Source organism: Streptomyces sp. CS113 (assembly GCF_002188365.1).
In the GTDB taxonomy this organism is placed as follows: Bacteria; Actinomycetota; Actinomycetes; order Streptomycetales; family Streptomycetaceae; genus Streptomyces; species Streptomyces tendae.
The window spans coordinates 2889133-2907490 of record NZ_KZ195574.1 but is presented as its reverse complement, the minus strand read 5'-3'; the positions used below and the strand labels follow the sequence as shown (position 1 = coordinate 2907490).

19 protein-coding genes and 1 tRNA gene are annotated in these 18358 nt (G+C 72.8%); 7 read left to right on the top strand and 13 right to left on the bottom strand.

The annotated features are described in order from the left end of the window. Positions 1–95 precede the first annotated feature (95 nt). The 9 genes from B9W62_RS12450 to B9W62_RS12410 all read right to left on the bottom strand — a co-directional run bounded on the left by B9W62_RS12450 (position 96) and on the right by B9W62_RS12410 (position 7514). Entirely contained in the window at positions 96–530 is a 435-nt protein-coding gene (locus B9W62_RS12450; RefSeq protein WP_087807245.1) for a PPOX class F420-dependent oxidoreductase, read from the bottom strand. Between the two features lie 114 nt (positions 531–644). Next, positions 645–1568 (bottom strand): DUF3152 domain-containing protein, encoded by a 924-nt coding sequence (locus B9W62_RS12445; RefSeq protein WP_087807244.1) that lies wholly within the window; start codon positions 1566–1568, stop codon positions 645–647. Between the two features lie 320 nt (positions 1569–1888). After that, the gene (locus B9W62_RS12440; protein ID WP_011030169.1) at positions 1889–2224 is read right to left on the bottom strand and encodes a TcmI family type II polyketide cyclase; all 336 of its coding nucleotides are present in this window, start codon (positions 2222–2224) and stop codon (positions 1889–1891) included. A gap of 93 nt (positions 2225–2317) precedes the next feature. Continuing rightward, positions 2318–2797, bottom strand: a complete 480-nt coding sequence (locus B9W62_RS12435; RefSeq protein ID WP_087807243.1) for an SRPBCC family protein — start codon at positions 2795–2797, stop codon at positions 2318–2320. A 2-nt stretch (positions 2798–2799) separates the two neighbouring features. Continuing rightward, positions 2800–3069: an acyl carrier protein gene (locus B9W62_RS12430; RefSeq protein ID WP_087807242.1), complete on the bottom strand. Its 270-nt coding sequence runs from the start codon at positions 3067–3069 to the stop codon at positions 2800–2802. Between the two features lie 115 nt (positions 3070–3184). After that, positions 3185–4459, bottom strand: coding sequence for a ketosynthase chain-length factor (locus tag B9W62_RS12425; RefSeq protein ID WP_087807241.1), 1275 nt, complete (start codon positions 4457–4459; stop codon positions 3185–3187). Continuing rightward, a complete protein-coding gene (locus B9W62_RS12420) occupies positions 4456–5727 on the bottom strand; it encodes a beta-ketoacyl-[acyl-carrier-protein] synthase family protein (protein WP_087807240.1) in 1272 nt (423 codons plus the stop codon). Before B9W62_RS12420 ends, B9W62_RS12425 begins: the two co-directional genes overlap by 4 nt. Further along, positions 5724–6194, bottom strand: a complete 471-nt coding sequence (locus tag B9W62_RS12415) for a cupin domain-containing protein (protein ID WP_087807239.1) — start codon at positions 6192–6194, stop codon at positions 5724–5726. The genes B9W62_RS12420 and B9W62_RS12415 overlap by 4 nt, the downstream gene beginning before the upstream one ends. 126 nt (positions 6195–6320) lie before the next feature. Further along, on the bottom strand, positions 6321–7514 hold the full coding sequence (locus tag B9W62_RS12410) for a SchA/CurD-like domain-containing protein (protein ID WP_087807238.1): 1194 nt from the start codon (positions 7512–7514) through the stop codon (positions 6321–6323). A 340-nt stretch (positions 7515–7854) separates the two neighbouring features. On the opposite strand from B9W62_RS12410, the gene B9W62_RS12405 reads away from it, so the two are divergent. Both B9W62_RS12405 and B9W62_RS12400 read left to right on the top strand, forming a co-directional pair. Then, the gene (locus B9W62_RS12405; protein ID WP_087807237.1) at positions 7855–9807 is read left to right on the top strand and encodes an FAD-dependent oxidoreductase; all 1953 of its coding nucleotides are present in this window, start codon (positions 7855–7857) and stop codon (positions 9805–9807) included. Between the two features lie 100 nt (positions 9808–9907). Further along, a complete protein-coding gene (locus B9W62_RS12400; RefSeq protein WP_179235455.1) occupies positions 9908–10747 on the top strand; it encodes a patatin-like phospholipase family protein in 840 nt (279 codons plus the stop codon). Between the two features lie 8 nt (positions 10748–10755). Here B9W62_RS12400 and B9W62_RS12395 read toward each other — a convergent pair whose 3' ends face one another. Beyond that, the gene (locus B9W62_RS12395; RefSeq protein WP_087807235.1) at positions 10756–11247 is read right to left on the bottom strand and encodes an Lrp/AsnC family transcriptional regulator; all 492 of its coding nucleotides are present in this window, start codon (positions 11245–11247) and stop codon (positions 10756–10758) included. Positions 11248–11381: 134 nt separating this feature from the next. On the opposite strand from B9W62_RS12395, the gene B9W62_RS12390 reads away from it, so the two are divergent. Continuing rightward, positions 11382–12065 carry a nitroreductase family protein gene (locus B9W62_RS12390; RefSeq protein WP_087807234.1) on the top strand — a complete coding sequence of 228 codons (684 nt, stop codon included), beginning with the start codon at positions 11382–11384 and terminating at the stop codon, positions 12063–12065. 507 nt (positions 12066–12572) lie between these two features. On the opposite strand, the gene B9W62_RS12385 is transcribed toward B9W62_RS12390, so the two are convergent. Next, entirely contained in the window at positions 12573–13079 is a 507-nt protein-coding gene (locus B9W62_RS12385) for a 2-thiouracil desulfurase family protein (protein ID WP_087807233.1), read from the bottom strand. A 287-nt stretch (positions 13080–13366) separates the two neighbouring features. Beyond that, the gene (locus B9W62_RS12380; protein WP_087811871.1) at positions 13367–13900 is read right to left on the bottom strand and encodes a CbrC family protein; all 534 of its coding nucleotides are present in this window, start codon (positions 13898–13900) and stop codon (positions 13367–13369) included. A gap of 267 nt (positions 13901–14167) precedes the next feature. Here B9W62_RS12380 and B9W62_RS40690 point away from each other — a divergent pair, with 267 nt between their 5' ends. Next, complete coding sequence (locus B9W62_RS40690; protein ID WP_256976301.1) at positions 14168–14551, top strand: DUF6083 domain-containing protein; 384 nt, start codon at positions 14168–14170, stop codon at positions 14549–14551. Between the two features lie 153 nt (positions 14552–14704). Here the strand turns inward: B9W62_RS40690 and B9W62_RS12370 are convergent. After that, a tRNA-Arg gene (locus B9W62_RS12370) sits at positions 14705–14776 on the bottom strand. A 179-nt stretch (positions 14777–14955) separates the two neighbouring features. Here B9W62_RS12370 and B9W62_RS12365 point away from each other — a divergent pair. The 3 genes from B9W62_RS12365 to lysA all read left to right on the top strand — a co-directional run bounded on the left by B9W62_RS12365 (position 14956) and on the right by lysA (position 18193). Further along, positions 14956–15441, top strand: a complete 486-nt coding sequence (locus B9W62_RS12365; protein ID WP_087807232.1) for a response regulator — start codon at positions 14956–14958, stop codon at positions 15439–15441. 208 nt (positions 15442–15649) lie between these two features. Then, entirely contained in the window at positions 15650–16783 is a 1134-nt protein-coding gene (gene nrtL / locus B9W62_RS12360; RefSeq protein ID WP_087807231.1) for an ArgS-related anticodon-binding protein NrtL, read from the top strand. An 18-nt stretch (positions 16784–16801) separates the two neighbouring features. Further along, complete coding sequence (gene lysA / locus B9W62_RS12355; RefSeq protein WP_087807230.1) at positions 16802–18193, top strand: diaminopimelate decarboxylase; 1392 nt, start codon at positions 16802–16804, stop codon at positions 18191–18193. Positions 18194–18358 lie beyond the last annotated feature (165 nt).

The window sequence follows — 18358 nt, the reverse complement described above, 5'->3', positions numbered from 1 at the left end:
GAACGGCGGGCGGATCCTTCACCGCTCCGGCACAAAACTTGGCGAGCGCGCGGGGCTCGCTCCCGATCCCCGCTCTCCGCCCCGCGCGCTCCGCCTCAGCCGAGGTCGGCGCCGTACACCCGCTCGACCGTGAGGGTGAGCAGCACCCGGCGGTCGGACACCATCGTGGCGCGGTACTCGTCCCAGTCCGGGTGCTCCCCGGCCGCCGCGCGGTAGTACTCGACGAGCGCCTCCACCTCGGGGCCGTGCGGGTCGGTGCCCGGCCCGGTGAGGGTGGCGACGCCCTCGGCGGTGGCCCAGGACCTGCCGTCCGGGGCGGTCACCTCCAGCGCGGCCCGCGGGTCCCGGCGCAGGTTCGCCGTCTTGGCGAGACCCTCGCGGGTGGAGACGCGGACGACGCCCGCGTCGGGGTCGTAGGCGGGCATGACGGGCGAGAGCTGCGGGCGGCCGTCCGACTTGATCGTCGCCAGGACGCCGAGCCGGCTCTCGGCCAGCAGGGTGCGCGGGTCGAAGCGCGGTGTGGTGGTCATGGTCCGATCCTCACCCCCCGCCCCGCGGCCTGTCCCGCGAACCGTCCGCCGAACGCGCCGCGCCGAAAGCGCCGCACCGGGCGCGCTCAGGGCCCCACCGCGCCCGGCGCGCGCTCAGGGAACCGAGGGGCCGCCCAGGTACGTGCCGTCCTCGGCGTAGGGCCAGGCGTTGGCCACGCACCCCTTGAGGCCCTTGATCTGCTGCATCATCGCCGGAGCGGGCCGGCCGGCGCCGGGGCACGTCTCGTGGCCGTGACCGATGCGGTGCCCCACCTCGTGGTTGACGATCAGCGCCCGGTACTCGTGGATCGGGCCGTCGAACTGGGGGGAGCCCAGCACCCAGCGCTTGAGGTTCACCACGACGTCCGTGCCGACGCTGCAGTTGACCTCGCCCCGGGTGCGCAGGCCCGCCGCACCGCAGATCTCGTCGACGGTTCCCGGCGTGGCGATCTTCACCACGAAGTCGTACGAGCCGCTGCCGACCAGCCGGAAGGAGTTGGTCCGGTCCCGGGTCCAGCCGCGGTCGTCGGCGAGCACGTCGGCTATCTCGGCGGCGGCGGCGCTCGGCCGGACGTCGATGCCCTCCTCGACCAGGACCTTGTAGCGCCGTACGCGGCTGCCGGTGCCCACGGTCGTGCCGTCGGCCTTGGCGGTGACGAAGGTACCGGGCCCGGTCGCCGGAATGGCGATGGTGCTGGGGGAGGGCGAGGCCGAGGGCGACGCCGACGGAGACGGGGACGACTTGGAGGACGGCGACGCCGAGGGGGAGGGCGAAGGAGCAGGCGTACGGGTCGAGGCGTCCAGGGCGTCCGCGACGTCGGCCGCCTGGTCGTCCGTCACCGGCGGCCGGGTGTCGCGCCAGTACGCGACGGCGGCACCCGCGGTGAGCACGACGGCCCCGAGGGCGACGAGGGCGAGGACCGCGCGGGCGGGGCCGCGGCGGGCGCCCCCGCGTCTGCGTCCGCGGGAACGGGATCTGCCCCCGCCATCCGTCGGCCCGGTTCTCCGGCTGCTCCGGCGGGCGGTGGATCGGCCCACGGTGTGCGTCCTCTCTGCTGGTCGGCGGGCGCGCACAGCGGACTCCGGTGTGCTGAAGTGCCCCCAAGATCCAAGCGGACGCACGTGCGAAAACGTCACGGTTTCCGAAGTGTCCCTTCTCACGCGGACATACGGCGCACGGGTGCAACCGTTCGCGGTCCCATGACATCTTCCGTTCGCGGTCCTGTGACGTCTTCTTCGCGGTCCAGGAACGCCTTCGTCGCGGTCCAGGAACGCCTTCGTCGGGGTCCCGGAACGTCTTCGTCGGGGTCACCCGGCGGAGACCGGATGACCCCGACGCACGCGGGGACGGGGTGCCGTCAGCCGGCGGGAGTCCGCTCCCAGCGGTAGAAGCAGCGCGCCATCGCGTCCTTCGGACCACGCCAGGTCGCCGGGTCGTACGCCGAGACGTACGGTTCGAGCCGCTCGCTGACCTGGCGGAACTCCGGGTGCCCGGTCAGCCTGCCGATGGTGGGCGCCGGGTCCTCGTCGCTCTCGATGAGGTGCAGGTACACGCCGTCACCGAACTCGAAGAGGCTGCGCCGGTTGACGCCGACCAGGTGCGGCAGTTCGCCGCTGTCGGACTCCGCGAACACCTTCGCGATGTCCGGTGCCGCGCCGGGTGCCATCCGGGCGACGATCAGTGTGTGGTGCATGGGTGCTGCCCTTCGCGGGTTTCGTCGGTGTCGGTCGATGCCGGTCGGGCCGGTCGGTGCCGGACGGTGCCGGTCGGGGCCGGCGCGCCGGTGTCAGTCGGCGAGCACCGAAGCGGTCCGCCGCTCGCCCGCCGCCTGCTCGATCCGGTCCCGGATCAGCGCCATCTGCGTACGGGAGTTGCGGTTGATGTTGTCGGTCATCCACGCGTCGTCCACGGGCGCGTCCGGCTTCATCGCGAAGTCCTGCGTCCAGCGCATGACGGTGCCCTCGGCGGTCTCCGCGTACTCCCAGACGATGTTCATGTACTGGAAGGGGCCGGTCTCCACCCGCTGGGCGCGGACCGTGCGCGTGACGGGGTCCGCGACCCGCTCGGAGACCCAGCTCCACACCTTGCCGTCGGCGTCCGGGTGCATGGTGAGCCGGAACGTGACGCGGTCCTCGTCGCGGTCGAGCACCTCGACCGAGGCGTACTCGCTGAACAGCCGGGGCCAGTTCTCGATGTCGTTGGTCATGTTCCAGACCAGCTCCATCGGAGCGGCGATGGTGATCTCGTTGTCGGTGTGCCCTGCCATGTTCACACTCCCGTCTTGAGGGCGCCGTTCACCAGCGCGAGGAAATCCGCCGGCGTCTTGCAGCGCTCGGCCTGCTCGGGCAGACCGAGTCCGTACCGCTTCTCCAGCTCGGCCACGATGCCCAGCAGGCCGAGGGAGTCCAGGCCGAAGGTGTCGAAGCCGTCGTCGGCCTGCTGCTGGAGGGTGACGGGGTCGACGTGCACGCCGGCGGTGCGCTTCATCAGCGCCGACAGCTCCTCGACGGTCACCTGGTAGTCCAACTGGTCGGTCATGGGTGTCCTCCTTGACTCGGATCGGGTGGGCCGGCCACGGATGTCCTCCGTGGCCGTCGGTCGTAGGTCGTAGGTCGTCGGTCAGTGGTCGTCGTTGTCGGTCCGGGGTCCCCGGTCAGCGGCTCGCGGGCGGCACGGCGCCCCGGCGCAGGACGAGCGCCGAGTTCGACCCCATGAGCCCGCGGGCGAGGACCAGGGCCGTACGCGGTTCGGCGGGGCGGGCCCGCCCGGTCACCAGGTCCAGGTCGTGGCACACGTCGAAGACGTGCGGGGTCGGCGGGAGCAGCCCGTGCTCCATCGCGAGCACGGCCGTCGCCACGTCGAGCACCGGCGCCGCGCAGTACGCCCGGCCGGTCCCGGTCTTGGGCGCGGTGACCGGCACCCGCGCGGCGTGCGGGCCCAGCGCGTCGGCCAGGGCCAGGGCCTCGGCCCGGTCGGCCTCCGGGAGCCCGAGGGCGTCCGCGAAGACCACGTCGACCTCCTCGGGCCGGCAGCCCGCCTCGGCCAGGGCGCCCTGGATCGCGCGGGCCAGGCCCTCCCGGGACTCGGCCCAGCGGCCGGGCCCGGTGAAGGTCGCCGCGTGCCCGGCCACCGTCGCCCGCACGTCCGCCCCGCGCTCCCGGGCCGCCGCCTCCTCCTCCACGACGAGTACGGCACCGCCCTCGGCCGGCGCGAACCCGCAGGCCGCGTCGGTGAACGGGCGGTAGGCGCGGTCGGGTTCGGCCGCCCGGCTCAGCTCGGGGTAGCCCAGCTGGCAGACGATCGAGTACGGGGCCAGCGGTGCCTCCGTCGCGCCGCAGACCACCGTGTCGGTGCCGTTGCGCACCGCGAGGGCCGCGTGCGCCAGGGCGTCCAGGCCGCCGGCCTCGTCGGCGGCCACGACCCCGCAGGGGCCCTTGAAGTCGTTGCGTATGGAGACCTGGCCGGTGCTGGCCGCGTAGAACCAGGCGATCGACTGGTAGGGGCCGACGTGGCGCGAGCCCTGGCCCCACAGGTTCTGGAGCTCCCGCTGCCCGAACTCGCCGCCGCCCGAACCCGCCGCGGTCACCACACCGACCGAGAACGGCGAGGCGACGTCGGCCCGGCCGAACCGGGCGTCGGCCAGCGCGTGCTGGGTGGCGGCCAGCGCGAAGTGCGTGAACCGGTCGGTCTGGACGAGGAAGCGGTCCTCGACCGTCTCGGCGGCGTCGAAGCCGTGCACCTCGCCCGCGACCCGCAGCGGCAGGTCCGCGCAGCCCTCGCGGGTGACGGGCCCGAGGCTGCTGGTGCCGTCGGCGACCGCCTTCCAGTGCGCCTCGACACCGGTGCCGTGCGGCGACACCACGCCGAGTCCGGTGACGACCGCGCGCCGGGTCCCGGCGCCGCTGCCGGTCCGCTGTGGTCCGCTCATCGCAGCCCTCCTTCACTGCCGCTCAGTACGACCGCGGACTGGAAGCCGCCGAAGCCGCTGCCCACCGACAGCACGTGCCGCAGCGTCCGCTCCCGTGCCTCGCGCGGCACGTAGTCCAGGTCGCACTCGGGGTCGGGGGTGGTGTAGTTGGCCGTGGGCGGCACCACCTGGCGGGCCATCGCCAGTACGCACGCGGCCAGTTCGATCGAGCCGATGGCGCCGAGCGAGTGGCCCACCATGGACTTGATCGAGCTCATCGGCGTCGCGTAGGCGTGCTCGCCCAGCGAGCGCTTGACGGCCGCGGTCTCGTGCCGGTCGTTCTGCTGGGTGCCGGAACCGTGCGCGTTGACGTAGTCGATCGCCGAGCCGTCGAGGCGGGCCATGTCCAGCGCCGTGTCGATGGCCCGCGCCATCTCCAGGCCCTCCTTGGTGAGCCCGGTCATGTGGTACGCGTTGCCGAAGGTGGCGTAGCCGGAGATCTCGCAGTACACGTCCGCGCCCCGGGCCCGGGCGTGTTCCAGGTCCTCCAGGACCAGCACCGCGGCGCCCTCGCCCATCACGAAGCCGTTGCGGTCGGCGTCGAAGGGCCGGGAGGCGTGCTCGGGGTCGTCGTTGTTCGGCGAGGTCGCCTTGATGGCGTCGAAGCAGGCCATGGTGATCGGCGATATCGGCGAGTCCGCCGCACCCGCCAGGCACACGTCGACGCGGCCCTCGGCGACCGCGTGGTAGGCGTACCCGACCGCGTCGAGGCCGGACGTGCACCCGGTGGAGACCGTCTGCACCGGCCCGCGCGCCCCGAACTCCTCGGCCACCGCCGAGGAGAGGGTGGCGGGGGTGAACGCCCGCTCCAGGTGCGGCTCGGCCCGCCGGGCGTCGACGTCCCAGCGCGAGCCGCGCTCGCTGACCAGGACGTAGTCGTGTTCGAGCCGGGTGGTGCCGCCGACCGCGGTGCCCAGGGTGGCACCGGCCCGCCAGGGGTCCTCGCGGTCCATGTCGAGGTTCGCGTCCCGCACCGCCTCCGAGGCGGCGACGAGGGCGAACTGCACGTACCGGTCGCAGCGCTGGGCGGTGGCGAGGCCGAGCCCGTGGTCGGTCGGCTCGAAGTCGCACTCGGCGGCGATCTGCGAGCGCAGTCCGGACGGGTCGAACAGGGAGATGCGGCGCGTCGCCGTACGGCCTTCGGACAGCAGCCCCCAGAACTGGGGCACGCCGATCCCGCCCGGGGCGACGACGCCTATGCCCGTGACGGCGACCCGGCGCCGGGTCATGACACCACCTCGGCCGCGGGAGCGGGCCGCTCGTGCCCGGCGTGGCCCGCGTGCGTCCCGTCGCAGGGGAGGGCGTTGCCCTCCGCGTCCTCGGTGTCGACGTGGCCCAGCTCCGGACGCGGGGCGAGCGGGCCCAGGTGGAACACGAGCCGCGCCTCGACGTCCCCCGCGTTGCGGAAGCGGTGGCGCATGTCCTGCGGGATCAGCAGCCCCTGGCCGGTGGCGAGCGAGTGCGGCACCCCGTCCAGGTCCACCTCCAGGGCGCCCTCCGTGACGTACACGAACTCCTCGGAGTACGGGTGGTAGTGCTCGGCGATGCGGTCGCCGGGCTGCACGATGGCCACACCCATGAAGCCGCTGGTCGACCCGGCGGTGGTGGGCGTGAGAAGGGCGCGGAGGTCTCCGCCGCGACGGCGGTTCGGCGCGATGTCGCCGAGGGAGACGATGCGTACCTGCTGGTCTGTCATGTCGTTCACTCCGGGGTGACGGGAGGAAGTGGGGGAGGGGAAGCAGGGAGAAGCCGGGGAGGGAGCCGCGCGCCACCGGCGGGCACGCCGTCGGGCCCGGTCGGCCGCGCGGTCGGGGAGAGTGGTTCAGGAACCGGCCGAACGCCGGTCGGTCAGAGGCGTCATACGGATGCGGGTCAGCAGCCGGGCCGACGTGGCCGCCTCGGCCGGCGGCCCGTCGACGCCGACCGCGGCGGTGTCCAGCAGCCGCTCGGCGGCCGCGGCACCCTCGGACCCGTGCAGGCCCAGGACGGCGGCGGGCGCGGCCTCGGGGTCGCCGTCCACGTCGACGAGCCGTACGACGAGGTCGTCGCGGTGGAAGACGGTGGCCGCGAGCACCGGGCTGTCCGGGTCCTGCGCGGCGCGGGCGTCCTGCTGGGCCAGCAGCCGGGCCAGTTCCCCGCCCGCGCCGGCGCGCACCGGGTAGAGCAGCGCGAGCCGCTCGGTGCGCGCACCGGCCGGGCCGGGGGAGGTCGCGTGGTGGACGGCCGGCATGGCGGCCCGGGTGAAGAAGCGCCGGGCGGACTGCGGATCGGCGAGGTCGCGGTCCTGCTCCAGATACGGGTTCAGCGCCTCCTCCACGGCCCGCACCCCGGGCTGCCGGGCCACGTGGCGCAGCGCGGTCTGCAAGTCGCCGCGCACCTCCACGGCCCGCACGATCCGGTTGCCGGACATGAAGAGCGAGGTGCGCAGCAGCCGCGTGGAGCCGTCCACATGGGCGTCGGGCGACACGTACTCGGACAGCAGCCGGGCCGTCTCGGCCTCGGTGCCGGGCCGTACGGTGAAGGTCAGGGCGTGGCGTACGACGTTGCCCCCGATCCGGGGCGCGGAGCGCGGCTCACCGGGTGCGGGCCGGGCGCCGTCGGTCTCCCGCAGGACGCTGTAGCGCAGCGAGTGGGTGTCGCGGACGCACGTCGCCAGCGGTTCGACGGTGTCCAGGTGCTCGTCGCTGTTGACCCAGGCCAGGAAGGGCGCGGCGCTCTCCCACTCACTGGTCAGCAGCCACTGGGTCGGGTTCTCCAGGGACTGGCACAGCTGGTCGCTGACATGTCCCGGAACGGCGGCTACCCGGTCGCGGATGCGCTCGTAGGCGTCCAGGAACTCCTGCTGCATGCCGTCGTGGACGTCCAGCATCAGGACGACCCGCACACGGGATCCGTCGAACGCGGATATCGACACGCCGCCCGCGTCCGTCGCCGCGGCCTTGGCGCGTGCGGCGTCCGTCGCGTCCCTGGCATCCGTGCTCGGGGCATCCGTCGCTATGACGGGAGAGACCGTCATCCGGCCCACCTCTTCTCCGGGAACTTCCTCGTGGACTGGGGCGATCGTCGTCGGCGCACGCCAGGCGGGCGGGGTGCGACGGTCGCGTAAGCACGATCGTGGGCCGTGCCCGCGGGGTCCGCGAACCAGGAGGGTTAAGCGGGTGAAGCCTGCGCCGCCGCGGGCCCCGACGGGCCGCACGGGGCATGCATGAAGGCCCCGGCGCACACCTGTCGCGGGGCGCGCCCGTCACCCACGTCCCTCATCCACGTGTGTCACCCCGTCCCTCATCCACGTATGTCACCCACGTCCCTCATCCACGTATGTCACTCATGTCTGTCGCAACGGAGGACGAGCAACCATGAACGAAAGAGCCGACCGGTCCGGCACAGCCGCCCCTGGGGCCGGCCGGACCCACCGCGTACCGGTCCTCGTCGTCGGCGGGTCCCTGGTGGGCCTGTCGATGTCGGTGTTCCTGGGACGGCTGGGCGTCCGGCACACCGTGGTGGAACGCCACGCCGGCACCTCCATCCACCCCCGGGGACGCGGCAACAACGTCCGCACGATGGAGATCTTCCGGGTGGCCGGCACCGAGCCCGACATCCGCCGGGCCGCCGCCACCCTGGCCGACAACCACGGCATCCTCCAGACACCGACCCTGGTCGGCGACGCGGGGGAGTGGCTGTTCAAGCAGATCGACCCGGGCAACGGACTGGCCCGCTTCAGCCCCAGCTCGTGGTGCCTGTGCAGCCAGAACGACCTGGAACCCGAACTCCTCACCCACGCCGTCACCCTCGGCGGCGACCTCCGCTTCGGCACCGAACTGCTCTCCTTCGAGGCCGACACCGAGGGCGTCACGGCCATCGTGAAGAGCCGGGAGACCGGGGAGCACACCACCATCCGCGCGGACTACCTGGTCGCCGCCGACGGCCCCCGCAGCCCCGTCCGCGAGCAGCTCGGCATCGGCCAGAGCGGCCCCGGCGACCTCTTCCACAACGTCAGCATCACCTTCCGCTCCCGTCGCCTCGCCGACGTCGTGGGCGACCGCCGCTTCATCGTCTGCTACCTGACGGAGGAGAACGCCGACGGCGCCCTGCTGCCCGTCGACAACCGGGAGAACTGGGTCTTCCACGCCCCCTGGCACCCCGAACAGGGCGAAACCGTCGAGGACTTCACCGACGAGCGCTGCGCCGCCCACATCCGCCGCGCGATCGGCGACCCCGACCTGGACGTCGAGATCACCGGCAGGGCCCCCTGGCACGCCGCCCAGCGCGTCGCCCGCAGCTACCGCTCCGGCCGCGTCCTGCTGGCCGGCGACTCGGCCCACGAGATGTCCCCCACCGGCGCCTTCGGCTCCAACACCGGCATCCAGGACGCCCACAACCTCGCCTGGAAGCTGGCCGCGGTCCTCGAGGGCTGGGCGGGCGAGGGGCTCCTGGACACGTACGACATGGAACGGCGCCCGGTCGCGGAGGCCACCAGCGCCCGCGCCGCCCACCGCTCGGTCGAACACAGCCACCCGGGCTTCGCCCCGCCGCCGGTCATGGGGGGCGGGGGGCCGGGCGGGGCACCTGGCGGGCCGGGGGCACCTGGTGGCCCCGGCGGGCCGGGGAGCGCGCCCGGGGCTGCCGGGGGTGCGGGTGGTCCCGGTGGTCCCGGTGGCCCGGGTGGGGCGACGGGCGGTCCCGGTGGCCCGGGAGGCGCGGCCGGCGGTCCCGGCGGAGCACCCGGTGGCGGTGGTCCTGGCGGAGCATCCGGTGCCAGCGGTCCCGGCGGAGCCCCCGGTGGCGGCGGTCCCGGCGGAGCGCCCGGCCGCGGGCCCGGCGGCGGTCCGCAGCGCGGGATCCTCAACGTCGCCCTCGGCTACCGCTACCCCCGGGGCGCGGTGGTCGGCGCCGACCCGGCGACGCCGGTCGTCCCGGAGGGCCTCGACCTCACCGGCGCACCCGGCAGCCGGGCTCCCCACCTCTGGCTCCGCAGGGGCGAGCAGCGCCTGTCCACCCTGGACCTCTACGAGGACTCCCTGGTCCTGCTCAGCGACGCGGCCCAGCCCACCGGCTGGCACGAGGCGGCCGCCGAGGTGGCCGCCGGCATGAGCGTCCCGCTGACGTCGTACCGCGTGGGCGGGACGCCCGGGGCCGACCTGGTCCCGGACGACGAGGAGACCGACTGGGCGCGCGCCCACGGAGTGACCCGGGGCGGCGCGGTCCTGGTCCGCCCCGACGGCTTCGTGGCCTGGCGCTCCCCGGGGCCCGCCCCCGACCCGGCGTCGATGCTGAGGCAGGTGGTGGGTTCGGTGCTGGCCCGCACCTGATACGGGCGCCCACCCTAAACGTGGACCACTCCCCGGTTACCTGCTAGCGTCGGCCGCGGCAGTAAACGGGGAGTGGTCCCCAGTATGGGAAGGGGTGGACGTGGCGGATACGGCACTGGTGCTGGGCGGGGGCGGCCTGACCGCGTACGGATGGCAGATCGGCGTCCTGGCGGGCCTGGCCGACGCCGGGGTGGACCTCGCGGACGCCGACGTCCTGGCGGGCACGTCGGCGGGTTCGCTGCTGGCGCTGGACCTGGCCGGGGGATCGGCCCCGGCCGACCTCTACAAGGAGCAGCTCAACCGCGAACGCGCCATGCTGGACGTGGACTTCACGTTCGGCATGACGGTGAGATACCTGTGGGCCGCGCTCGGCTCCCGGGACCCGGAGACGGTGGTGAAGCGCCTTGGACGGCTCGCGCTCTCCGTACGCGACGTGCCGCAGACCGCGGTCCTCGACGCCATCGGCCCCCATCTCCCCGTACGGGAATGGCCCGACAGAGCCGTCCGGATGTTCGCCGTCGACGCGCTCACCGGCGAACCGACCGCCTTCGACGCCGACAGCGGGACCGACCTGCTGCACGCCATGTCGGCCACCTGCGCACTGCCGCCCCTCTTCCCGCCGATCACCATCGGCTCGGGCCGCTGGATGGACGGCGGCGTCCGCTCCACGACCAACGCCGACCTGGTCGACGACTGCGCGCGCGTCGTCGTGCTGGCCCCGATCCCCAAGGGGGCGGGAGCGAGCCCGAGCGCACGGAGCCAGGCCGAGACCCTCTCCGCGCGCGGTACCCGGGTCGCCCTGCTGACCCCCGACCGGGAGGCCCGCCGCGCCTTCGGCCGCAACGCCCTGGACGCCTCCCGCATCCCCGGGGCGGCGCGCGCGGGCCGGCGCCAGGGCACGGCCCACGCGGAACGCATCCGGGAGATCTGGCGGGGCTGAGCGCCGAGTCAGCCCCGGGGCTCCGACAGACCGGACACCTCGTCGACCAGAGGCTGGACGCGATACGGCACGACCGCGCTCAGTGCGATGACCGTCGTACTGCGCCGCACTCCCGGCACCTCCAGCACATGGTCGATCACCTGCTGCACGTGCTGGTTGCTCGTCCCCGCGATACGGCACCAGATGTCACCGGGCCCGGTCACGACGTGCGCCTCCAGGATCTGCGGCACCGCACGCATCCGGACCGCGATGGCCTCCCGGGCCGACTGGTCCACCTCGAACGTGGTGAACGCCTGGACCACGTGCCCGAGGGCGGCGACGTCCACGTCCGGCCCGTACCCGGTCACCACGCCGGAGCCGGTCAACCGGTCGAGCCGCGCCTGCAACGTACCGCGGGCGACCCCGAGTTGCCGGGCGACCTCCAACAACCCCTCCCGCGGACGTTCCCGGAGCAGCCGCAGCATCCGCCCGTCGAGCCGGTCGAGCCCTTGTCGTGCCACCGTACCTGCCGATCTGCCACCTGAGAGGCACCAAGGGGCCGCCACAACTACCAAATAAGCAACTGAAAGATACATCTGTTGCCCATTGGACACTCCGCGCCCCACCCTAAGGGCTCCCGTCCAGGAGGAGACCCGTGAGGCAGCACACGCACCCGTTCGTCCCCTACCGGCCCGACCGCTACGACGAGGCCGACATGGTCCGGCGGGGAAGGGACTTCGTGTCGTTCGTCGACCGCAGGCGCAGCGTGCGGTTCTTCAGCGACGAGCCGGTCCCGCGCGAGTGCGTCGAACTCGCGGTCGCCGCCGCGAACACCGCGCCCTCCGGCGCCCACTTCCAGCCGTGGAAGTTCGCCGTGATCGGCGACGCCGAGACGAAGCACCGCATCCGGGTCGCCGCGGAGGAGGAGGAACGGGTCAACTATGAGGGCGGACGCATCCCACCCGAGTGGCGCGCCGCGCTCGCCCCCCTCGAAACGGACTCCGACAAGGGCTTCCTCGACGTCGTCCCGTGGATCGTGGTCTGCTTCGCCGAGAAGAGCACCGCGATGCCGGACGGTTCGCTGCGCAAGAACTACTACGTGAACGAGAGCGTGGGCATCGCCTGCGGCCTCTTCATCACCGCCCTGCACGCGATGGGCCTGAGCACCCTCACCCACACCCCCAACCCGATGGCCTTCCTCACCCGCATCTGCGAACGCCCCGGCAACGAACGCCCCTACATCCTCTTCCCTGTCGGCTACGCATCCCCCGACTGCGAGGTCCCGGCCCTGACCCGCAAGCCCTTGTCGGAGGCGCTCACCGAGCCCGGCGCTGCCTGACGGGCCCCCGACGGCCCCCGACCGCCGTACGCGCATCGGGGGCCCGCGGCCAGGGTCCGGTTCACCCCCCGGCGAGCCGCCGCCGTCGACGCGGCAGCAGCACACCACCGGCCACCCTGGCCACCCCGGCCGCACTGGCCAACACGAGGGCACCAGCCCCGGCATCTTGTCGGCGCGGCCCCCGGTCACTCGGGACCGTACGTTTCAGCCGGGACTCCCGGAAGCCCGCCGCGTCGGCCTCGGCGCGGGCGGGGGCAGCCGATCTCGTCACCACCGGCGGCGAAGTTGACCGCCTGCCACTCACCGGAAATCCGGCCCGTCCACACCGAGGCGGTGCCGCCGTCGGAGTCCCCCGCAGACCCCTCAACGGCTACCGCGGCGCGCACCTGAGGGAACAGGAAGCCGGCCCGGGCATCGTGTGCCTGGAGTGGGAGTGGGAGTGGGAGTGGGAGTGGGAGTGGGAGTGGGAGTGGGAGTGGGAGTGGGACTGACGCTTGGGGGCCGAGGTCAGCGCGAGGCATGGCCGCTTTCGAGCTCACGCAGGCAGGCCGCCGCCTCGGCAATCCGATCCTCCCCGAACACCCGCACCCCCGCCCGCCGCAACAGCGCCGTGGTCACGCCGTGCCCCGGCACCCGCGTCCCCGCGAACCGCCCGTCATAGACGCGCAGCGAACCGCACGAAGGACTGGACTCCTTCAACAACGCCACGCGAACGCTGGCCGCACGAGCCGCCCCCAACGCAAGCAGGGCACCGCGAACGAACTGCCGACTCACATCCTCCCCGGACGCGGTGAGCACCCGGGCGACCCCGTCCAGCACATCGGCACCGTCCCCGCCCACGATCTCCGCCGGCGGCCGCGGCACGGGCAGCCCGCCGGACACCTCCGGACAGAAGACGACCACCCGCCCCTCGTCCCGCCACCGCCCGACGACTTCGTCACCGACCGTCTTGGCACCCCCGTCGTACCTCACCGGCCTGCCCATCAGACAGGCACTCACCAGAATCCGCTCCACCGCCCCAGGCTACGAGCGCTGAGCGGGACCCGGGAACTCTCAGCCCGGGACCCCGTCGAACAACTCCGGCAAGCCCCGCACCGACAGGAGCACATCTTCACCGGTAACAGGACCTGGGTGCTGGACTTCCCCCGTGTGACCGATCCCGCGGACACCCCCGACGGTCCGCTCAGATCACCACGCGTCACACCTCTGGTGAGTGCTGCACCCCTTGCGCCCACCACATGACAGGAACGCAGAAAAGCCCCTGGGCGGCTCGGTACGGCTCTTACCTCAGTACGGACGATTCAGGACGCGTCAGCGTAGGCGAGGTGGGTCCCGCAGCCGGTGCAGCGGAAGAGCATCGCGCTTGCCCCCTTGCCCAGGCCGACCAGGAAGCGCTCAAGCCGGCTCTGGTCGTGCCAGCCGTCGAGGCGCATGTCGGTCCGCAGCCGGTCGAGCGCTTCGGGGTGTGCCGCGAGCTCGGCGTACCCGACTTCGCCCACGAAGGCGGCTGCGTCCCGGCAATGGACAAGCCAGTGCGGATCCTGCCAGGCATGGAAACCAGGGGTGCGGCGGGTGACCTCGTGCAAGACCTCCTCGCTGACACCGTCGAGCCCGTAGGAGTCCGTGAACTCTCCCGCGAAGCGCTCAGCCGCGCTCCCGTCTGCGATGCACCACGGACAGAACCGTCCGCTGACGTCCTGGGCGGAATAGAAAGCGACCGTGTAGATCCATCCTCTGTCGCGCCGGCAGCGAGCGCACCTCTCGGCGGCCGCACAGATCGATCCGCTGGCAATGGGATCTGGGTGATAGCGGAAGAAGGGCAGGCCGGTACTCATCAGCACCGTCCGGCCCGCAGCAAGATGGCCCTGCCCTCTGTTCCCATGAGGCACAGTCTGCCCTGTGGGCAGCTCGTCGATCGCAAGCCGGAGGGGAGCCCGCGTTAACTGCAGGGGTTCCGCCATGTCCCGGCCGTGTGTCGTCGGTCGGTCGTTGTTGACTGCACCTGCCGCGTCTCGTCGTGCATCGCCGATGGACTGCCGCCCCAGGCGTCCCGTCTGGTTCGCGCTCTACGCTCGGACTGAAGGACTGGTGACCCTCACGGTATGGGGCTTTTGGAGAGGGAACCGCGGTGGCTGAACGGTGGGCAGTCCCGGTGTCCCGACTGCGGGCTGTTGCAAGACCGGGCGCCGACGCTCGAGCGGGAGTGGGTCCTGCTGGAGCCGGACATGAAACCCCTGGCTCACACGGTGCCGGCGGAGCGCCGATGGATCGAACTGTCCGATGGACGGGTGACGGTCTACGGGGTGTGCCCGCCGGACCAGTTCCAGCGGTGCCGCGTCGAGCACCGCCTCGCCTGCCCCGCACAACCTCTGCCGGATCTATGGCCCTGGTTGACGACCCTACGAGGGGAGAACGCGCACCAAGTGGAGCGACAGAACGACCCGACCCAGCCTCCACCTCCTCAGGACTGGCCGAACGCCGGGTGATGGACGCTCCAGAACTCCGAGGCCGACCAGGGGAGACAGCCCAAGTCCGCCCCGACATACGCCCGCTCCGAACGGCATACGCCTGCACATACGCGAAGACCCCGACTTCAGCTGACTCGCTGAGGGCGGGGTCTCGGGCACACTTACACAGTGTGCCCCCGGCAGGATTCGAACCTGCGCACACGGCTCCGGAGGCCGTTGCTCTATCCCCTGAGCTACGGGGGCGTGTCCGTCGCGGTTGGTGTTGCTCGCGGCGACGGGTAGAACACTACCAGCTCGTCCGGGGTGGTCATGAACGGGTTTTGGCGGGTCGTGGGAGTGCTCCTGCGGGGCGTTGTCCCCCGCAGGGGGTGGAAGTGGGGAAAACCCGGACGCGGTGGCCGGTCCGGACCTACTCTCGAGTTGTGCCTAAGGCGTCCGGCCGGATTCTTGTTGTGGACGACAACAAGGTCATCCGGCAGCTGATCAGGGTCAATCTCGAGCTGGAGGGCTTCGAGGTCGTGACCGCGGGCGATGGTGTCGAGTGTCTGGAAGTCGTTCATCAGGTGCGGCCCGACGCGGTGACGCTGGACGTGGTCATGCCTCGGCTGGACGGGCTCAGGACCGCTGCCCGGCTGCGTGCCGATCCGCGTACGCGGGAGCTGCCGATCGCGATCGTCAGTGCCTGTACGCAGTACGAGGTCGACGCCGGGTTCGCCGCGGGGGCCGACGCCTTCCTGTCCAAGCCCTTCGAGCCCGCCGAGCTGATCCGTCTCGTACGGCAGTTGGTCGAGCGGAAGATCGGTGGGGCCGGCGGCGTCAAGGGTCTCAAGGGGGCGTCAGGGGCCGGCGCGCCGCTGCCGCGGGTGCGCGGGCTCGCCGGGGAGAGTGAGGCGTCCGCCCAGGCGTGATCGGAGGTCCTGGAGGCGGAGGCGTCCGGGGTGGTGCCTTCGGGTGTCTCCGGGGAGCGGTCGGGGCGTGGTCGCGTGCGGCCGGGGAGCGGTCGGGGTGCGTATCGGGGCCCCTCGGCTTTCGCTTGCCCCCCGGCTTTCGTCCATATCTCGGGACTGCCGCAAATCGGTTCGCTTACCCACCCCCTTCCTCCCATACGCTTGTCCCGTGACACCCGTAGAGCTCTCCCGCACCGTGCTGCACGCGGTGCGTCGCGCCGTCGACGCGGGGGAGCTGAGCGTGGCCGTTCCGACGCGTGCCGTGGTCGCGCCGCCGGGGTCCGGCGGGTGCGGGGACTACGCCACCAGCATCGCCCTCCAGCTGGCCCGCCCGGCCGGGCAGCCGCCCCTGAAGGTCGCCGAGGTGCTGCGGCCCCACCTCCTCGGGGTCGACGGGATCACCGACGTCGTCCTCACCGGGCCGGGGTTCCTCAACATCAGTCTCGACCGGGCCGCCTCCGGTGTCGGGCTCGTCGGCGAGATCCTGCGCCGGGGGGACCGGTACGGGTACGTCGACGGGTACGTCAACGCGCCCGACCAGCCCGGCGGGCGCGTCGTGCGGCTGCACTGCCCGCACGACCTGCGTGCCGTCGTCGTCGGTGAGGTCGCCGCGCGGATGCTGCGTTCCCAGGGGGCCCTCGTGCGGGTGACCGCCGAGGGGGTCGAGCCCGTCTGGACCTCCGTCCTCGGGGTCACCGTGGACGCCGTCGGGCGCGCTCCCGCCGAGCTGACCGTCAACGTCCGGCCTGTTCCCGTTCCCGTACCCGTGCCGGCCTCCGCCGAGCTGGCCGTCAACGTCCGGCCCGTTCCCGTACCCGCGCCCGCCTCCGCCGAGCTGCTCGCCCTCGGGCGCGATGCCGGACGCTGGGCCCTGCTGCACCCCGCGGCCCACGACCGGCCCCGGGTCGGTGACCAGCACCTCGTGCAGCGGGAGAGCAACCCCCTCTTCCGTGTGCGGTACACGCACGCCCGCGCCCGTGCCGCCTCGCGCAACGCCGCCGACCTCGGGTTCACCGCCGAACCCGGCCCCCTCGCAGACGTAGAGCCGGACCTCCTCGCCGCCCTCGCCGACCACCCCCGCGTCCTCGCCGCCGCCGCGGACCACCGCGCCCCCGACCGGCTCGCCCGGCACCTCGTCGGCGTCGCCGACCTCGCGCTGCCGTTCCTGCCCACCGTGCTGCCGCGCGGTGGGGAGAAACCCTCGGCCGCCCACCGTGCCCGGCTGGCGCTCGCCGAAGCCGTCGGGGCGGTGCTGGCCGGCGGCCTGGCCCTCCTCGGCATCGACGCACCCGACCACCTCTGAGAGAGCACAGAAGACGCCATGAGCCGTTCCGCACACCCCGCCGGGCCCCGGCACGCCGATGTCCTTCCCGAAGGGCACTACTCCGCGCCCGCGGACGATCTGAACGCCCTCGACCCCAAGGTCTGGTCCCACACCGTCGGGCGGGACGCGGACGGTGTCGTCACCGTCGGTGGGCTCCCCGTCACCCAGCTCGCCGAGGAGTACGGCACCCCCGCCTACGTCCTCGACGAGGCCGACTTCCGGGACCGGGCGCGGGCCTGGCGCACCGCCTTCGGTGCCGATGCCGACGTCTTCTACGCAGGCAAGGCCTTCCTGTCGCGCGCCGTCGTGCGGTGGCTGGACGAGGAGGGGCTCAACCTCGACGTGTGCTCCGGCGGGGAGCTGGCCACCGCGCTCGCCGCCGGGATGAGCGCCGAGCGGATCGCCTTCCACGGCAACAACAAGTCGCCGGAGGAGATCGAGCGCGCCGTCCGGGCCGGGGTGGGGCGGATCGTGCTCGACTCGTTCCAGGAGATCGTGCGGGTCGCGCACATCGCCCAGTCGCTGGGCAAGCGGCAGCGGGTGCAGATCCGGATCACCGTCGGCGTCGAGGCGCACACGCACGAGTTCATCGCCACCGCCCACGAGGACCAGAAGTTCGGGATTCCGCTGGCCGGCGGGCAGGCCGCCGAGGCCGTGCGGCGGGCGCTCCAGCTCGACGGGCTGGAGGTCATCGGGATCCACTCGCACATCGGGTCGCAGATCTTCGACATGTCCGGGTTCGAGGTCGCCGCGCACCGGGTGGTGGGGCTGCTGAAGGACATCCGGGACGAGCACGGGGTGGAGCTGCCCGAGATCGACCTCGGGGGCGGCCTCGGCATCGCGTACACCAGCGACGACGACCCCCGCGAGCCGCACGAGATCGCCAAGGCGCTGACCGAGATCGTGACGCGGGAGTGCGAGGCCGCCCGGCTCGCCACCCCCCGCATCTCCGTCGAGCCCGGGCGGGCCATCGTCGGACCCACCGCTTTCACGCTCTACGAGGTCGGCACCGTCAAGCCGCTCGACGGGCTGCGGACGTACGTCTCCGTGGACGGCGGGATGTCGGACAACATCCGGACCGCGCTGTACGACGCCGAGTACAGCGTCGCCCTCGTCTCCCGCACCTCGGACGCCGAGCCGATGCTCGTGCGCGTCGTCGGCAAGCACTGCGAGAGCGGGGACATCGTGGTGAAGGACGCGTTCCTGCCGGGGGACCTGGCCCCCGGTGACCTGATCGCCGTACCGGCGACGGGGGCGTACTGCCGCTCCATGGCCAGCAATTACAACCACGCGCTGCGACCGCCGGTCGTCGCCGTGCGGGACGGCGCGGCGCGGGTCATCGTGCGGCGGGAGACCGAGGAGGATCTGCTGCGTCTCGACGTCGGGTGACGCCCCGGGGCGGCCCGGGCGGCGGAGCCCCCCGCCCGAGGAGGGGGCCGGCGAAGATCTTCCGGCTCGCGGCCCCTCCGAAAATGAAATAAACGTCTCACGATCCGGACGAAAGGCAGAAAATCCCGTCCGGTGCGTGAGACTGGTCCAACCGTAGACGGTATG

Bases quoted from the DNA above. Each gene is read 5' to 3' on its own strand.
- B9W62_RS40690 (WP_256976301.1), top strand. From the start codon at position 14,168: ATGGGGCTTTTGGAGAGGGAACCGCGGTGGCTGAACGGTGGGCAGTCC.
- B9W62_RS12430 (WP_087807242.1), bottom strand. From the start codon at position 3,069: ATGACCGACCAGTTGGACTACCAGGTGACCGTCGAGGAGCTGTCGGCG.
- B9W62_RS12450 (WP_087807245.1), bottom strand. From the start codon at position 530: ATGACCACCACACCGCGCTTCGACCCGCGCACCCTGCTGGCCGAGAGC.
- B9W62_RS12435 (WP_087807243.1), bottom strand. From the start codon at position 2,797: ATGGCAGGGCACACCGACAACGAGATCACCATCGCCGCTCCGATGGAG.
- lysA (WP_087807230.1), top strand. From the start codon at position 16,802: ATGAGCCGTTCCGCACACCCCGCCGGGCCCCGGCACGCCGATGTCCTT.
- B9W62_RS12410 (WP_087807238.1), bottom strand. From the start codon at position 7,514: ATGACGGTCTCTCCCGTCATAGCGACGGATGCCCCGAGCACGGATGCC.
- B9W62_RS12405 (WP_087807237.1), top strand. From the start codon at position 7,855: ATGAACGAAAGAGCCGACCGGTCCGGCACAGCCGCCCCTGGGGCCGGC.
- B9W62_RS12420 (WP_087807240.1), bottom strand. From the start codon at position 5,727: ATGACCCGGCGCCGGGTCGCCGTCACGGGCATAGGCGTCGTCGCCCCG.
- B9W62_RS12415 (WP_087807239.1), bottom strand. From the start codon at position 6,194: ATGACAGACCAGCAGGTACGCATCGTCTCCCTCGGCGACATCGCGCCG.
- B9W62_RS12380 (WP_087811871.1), bottom strand. From the start codon at position 13,900: ATGAGTACCGGCCTGCCCTTCTTCCGCTATCACCCAGATCCCATTGCC.
- B9W62_RS12425 (WP_087807241.1), bottom strand. From the start codon at position 4,459: ATGAGCGGACCACAGCGGACCGGCAGCGGCGCCGGGACCCGGCGCGCG.
- B9W62_RS12440 (WP_011030169.1), bottom strand. From the start codon at position 2,224: ATGCACCACACACTGATCGTCGCCCGGATGGCACCCGGCGCGGCACCG.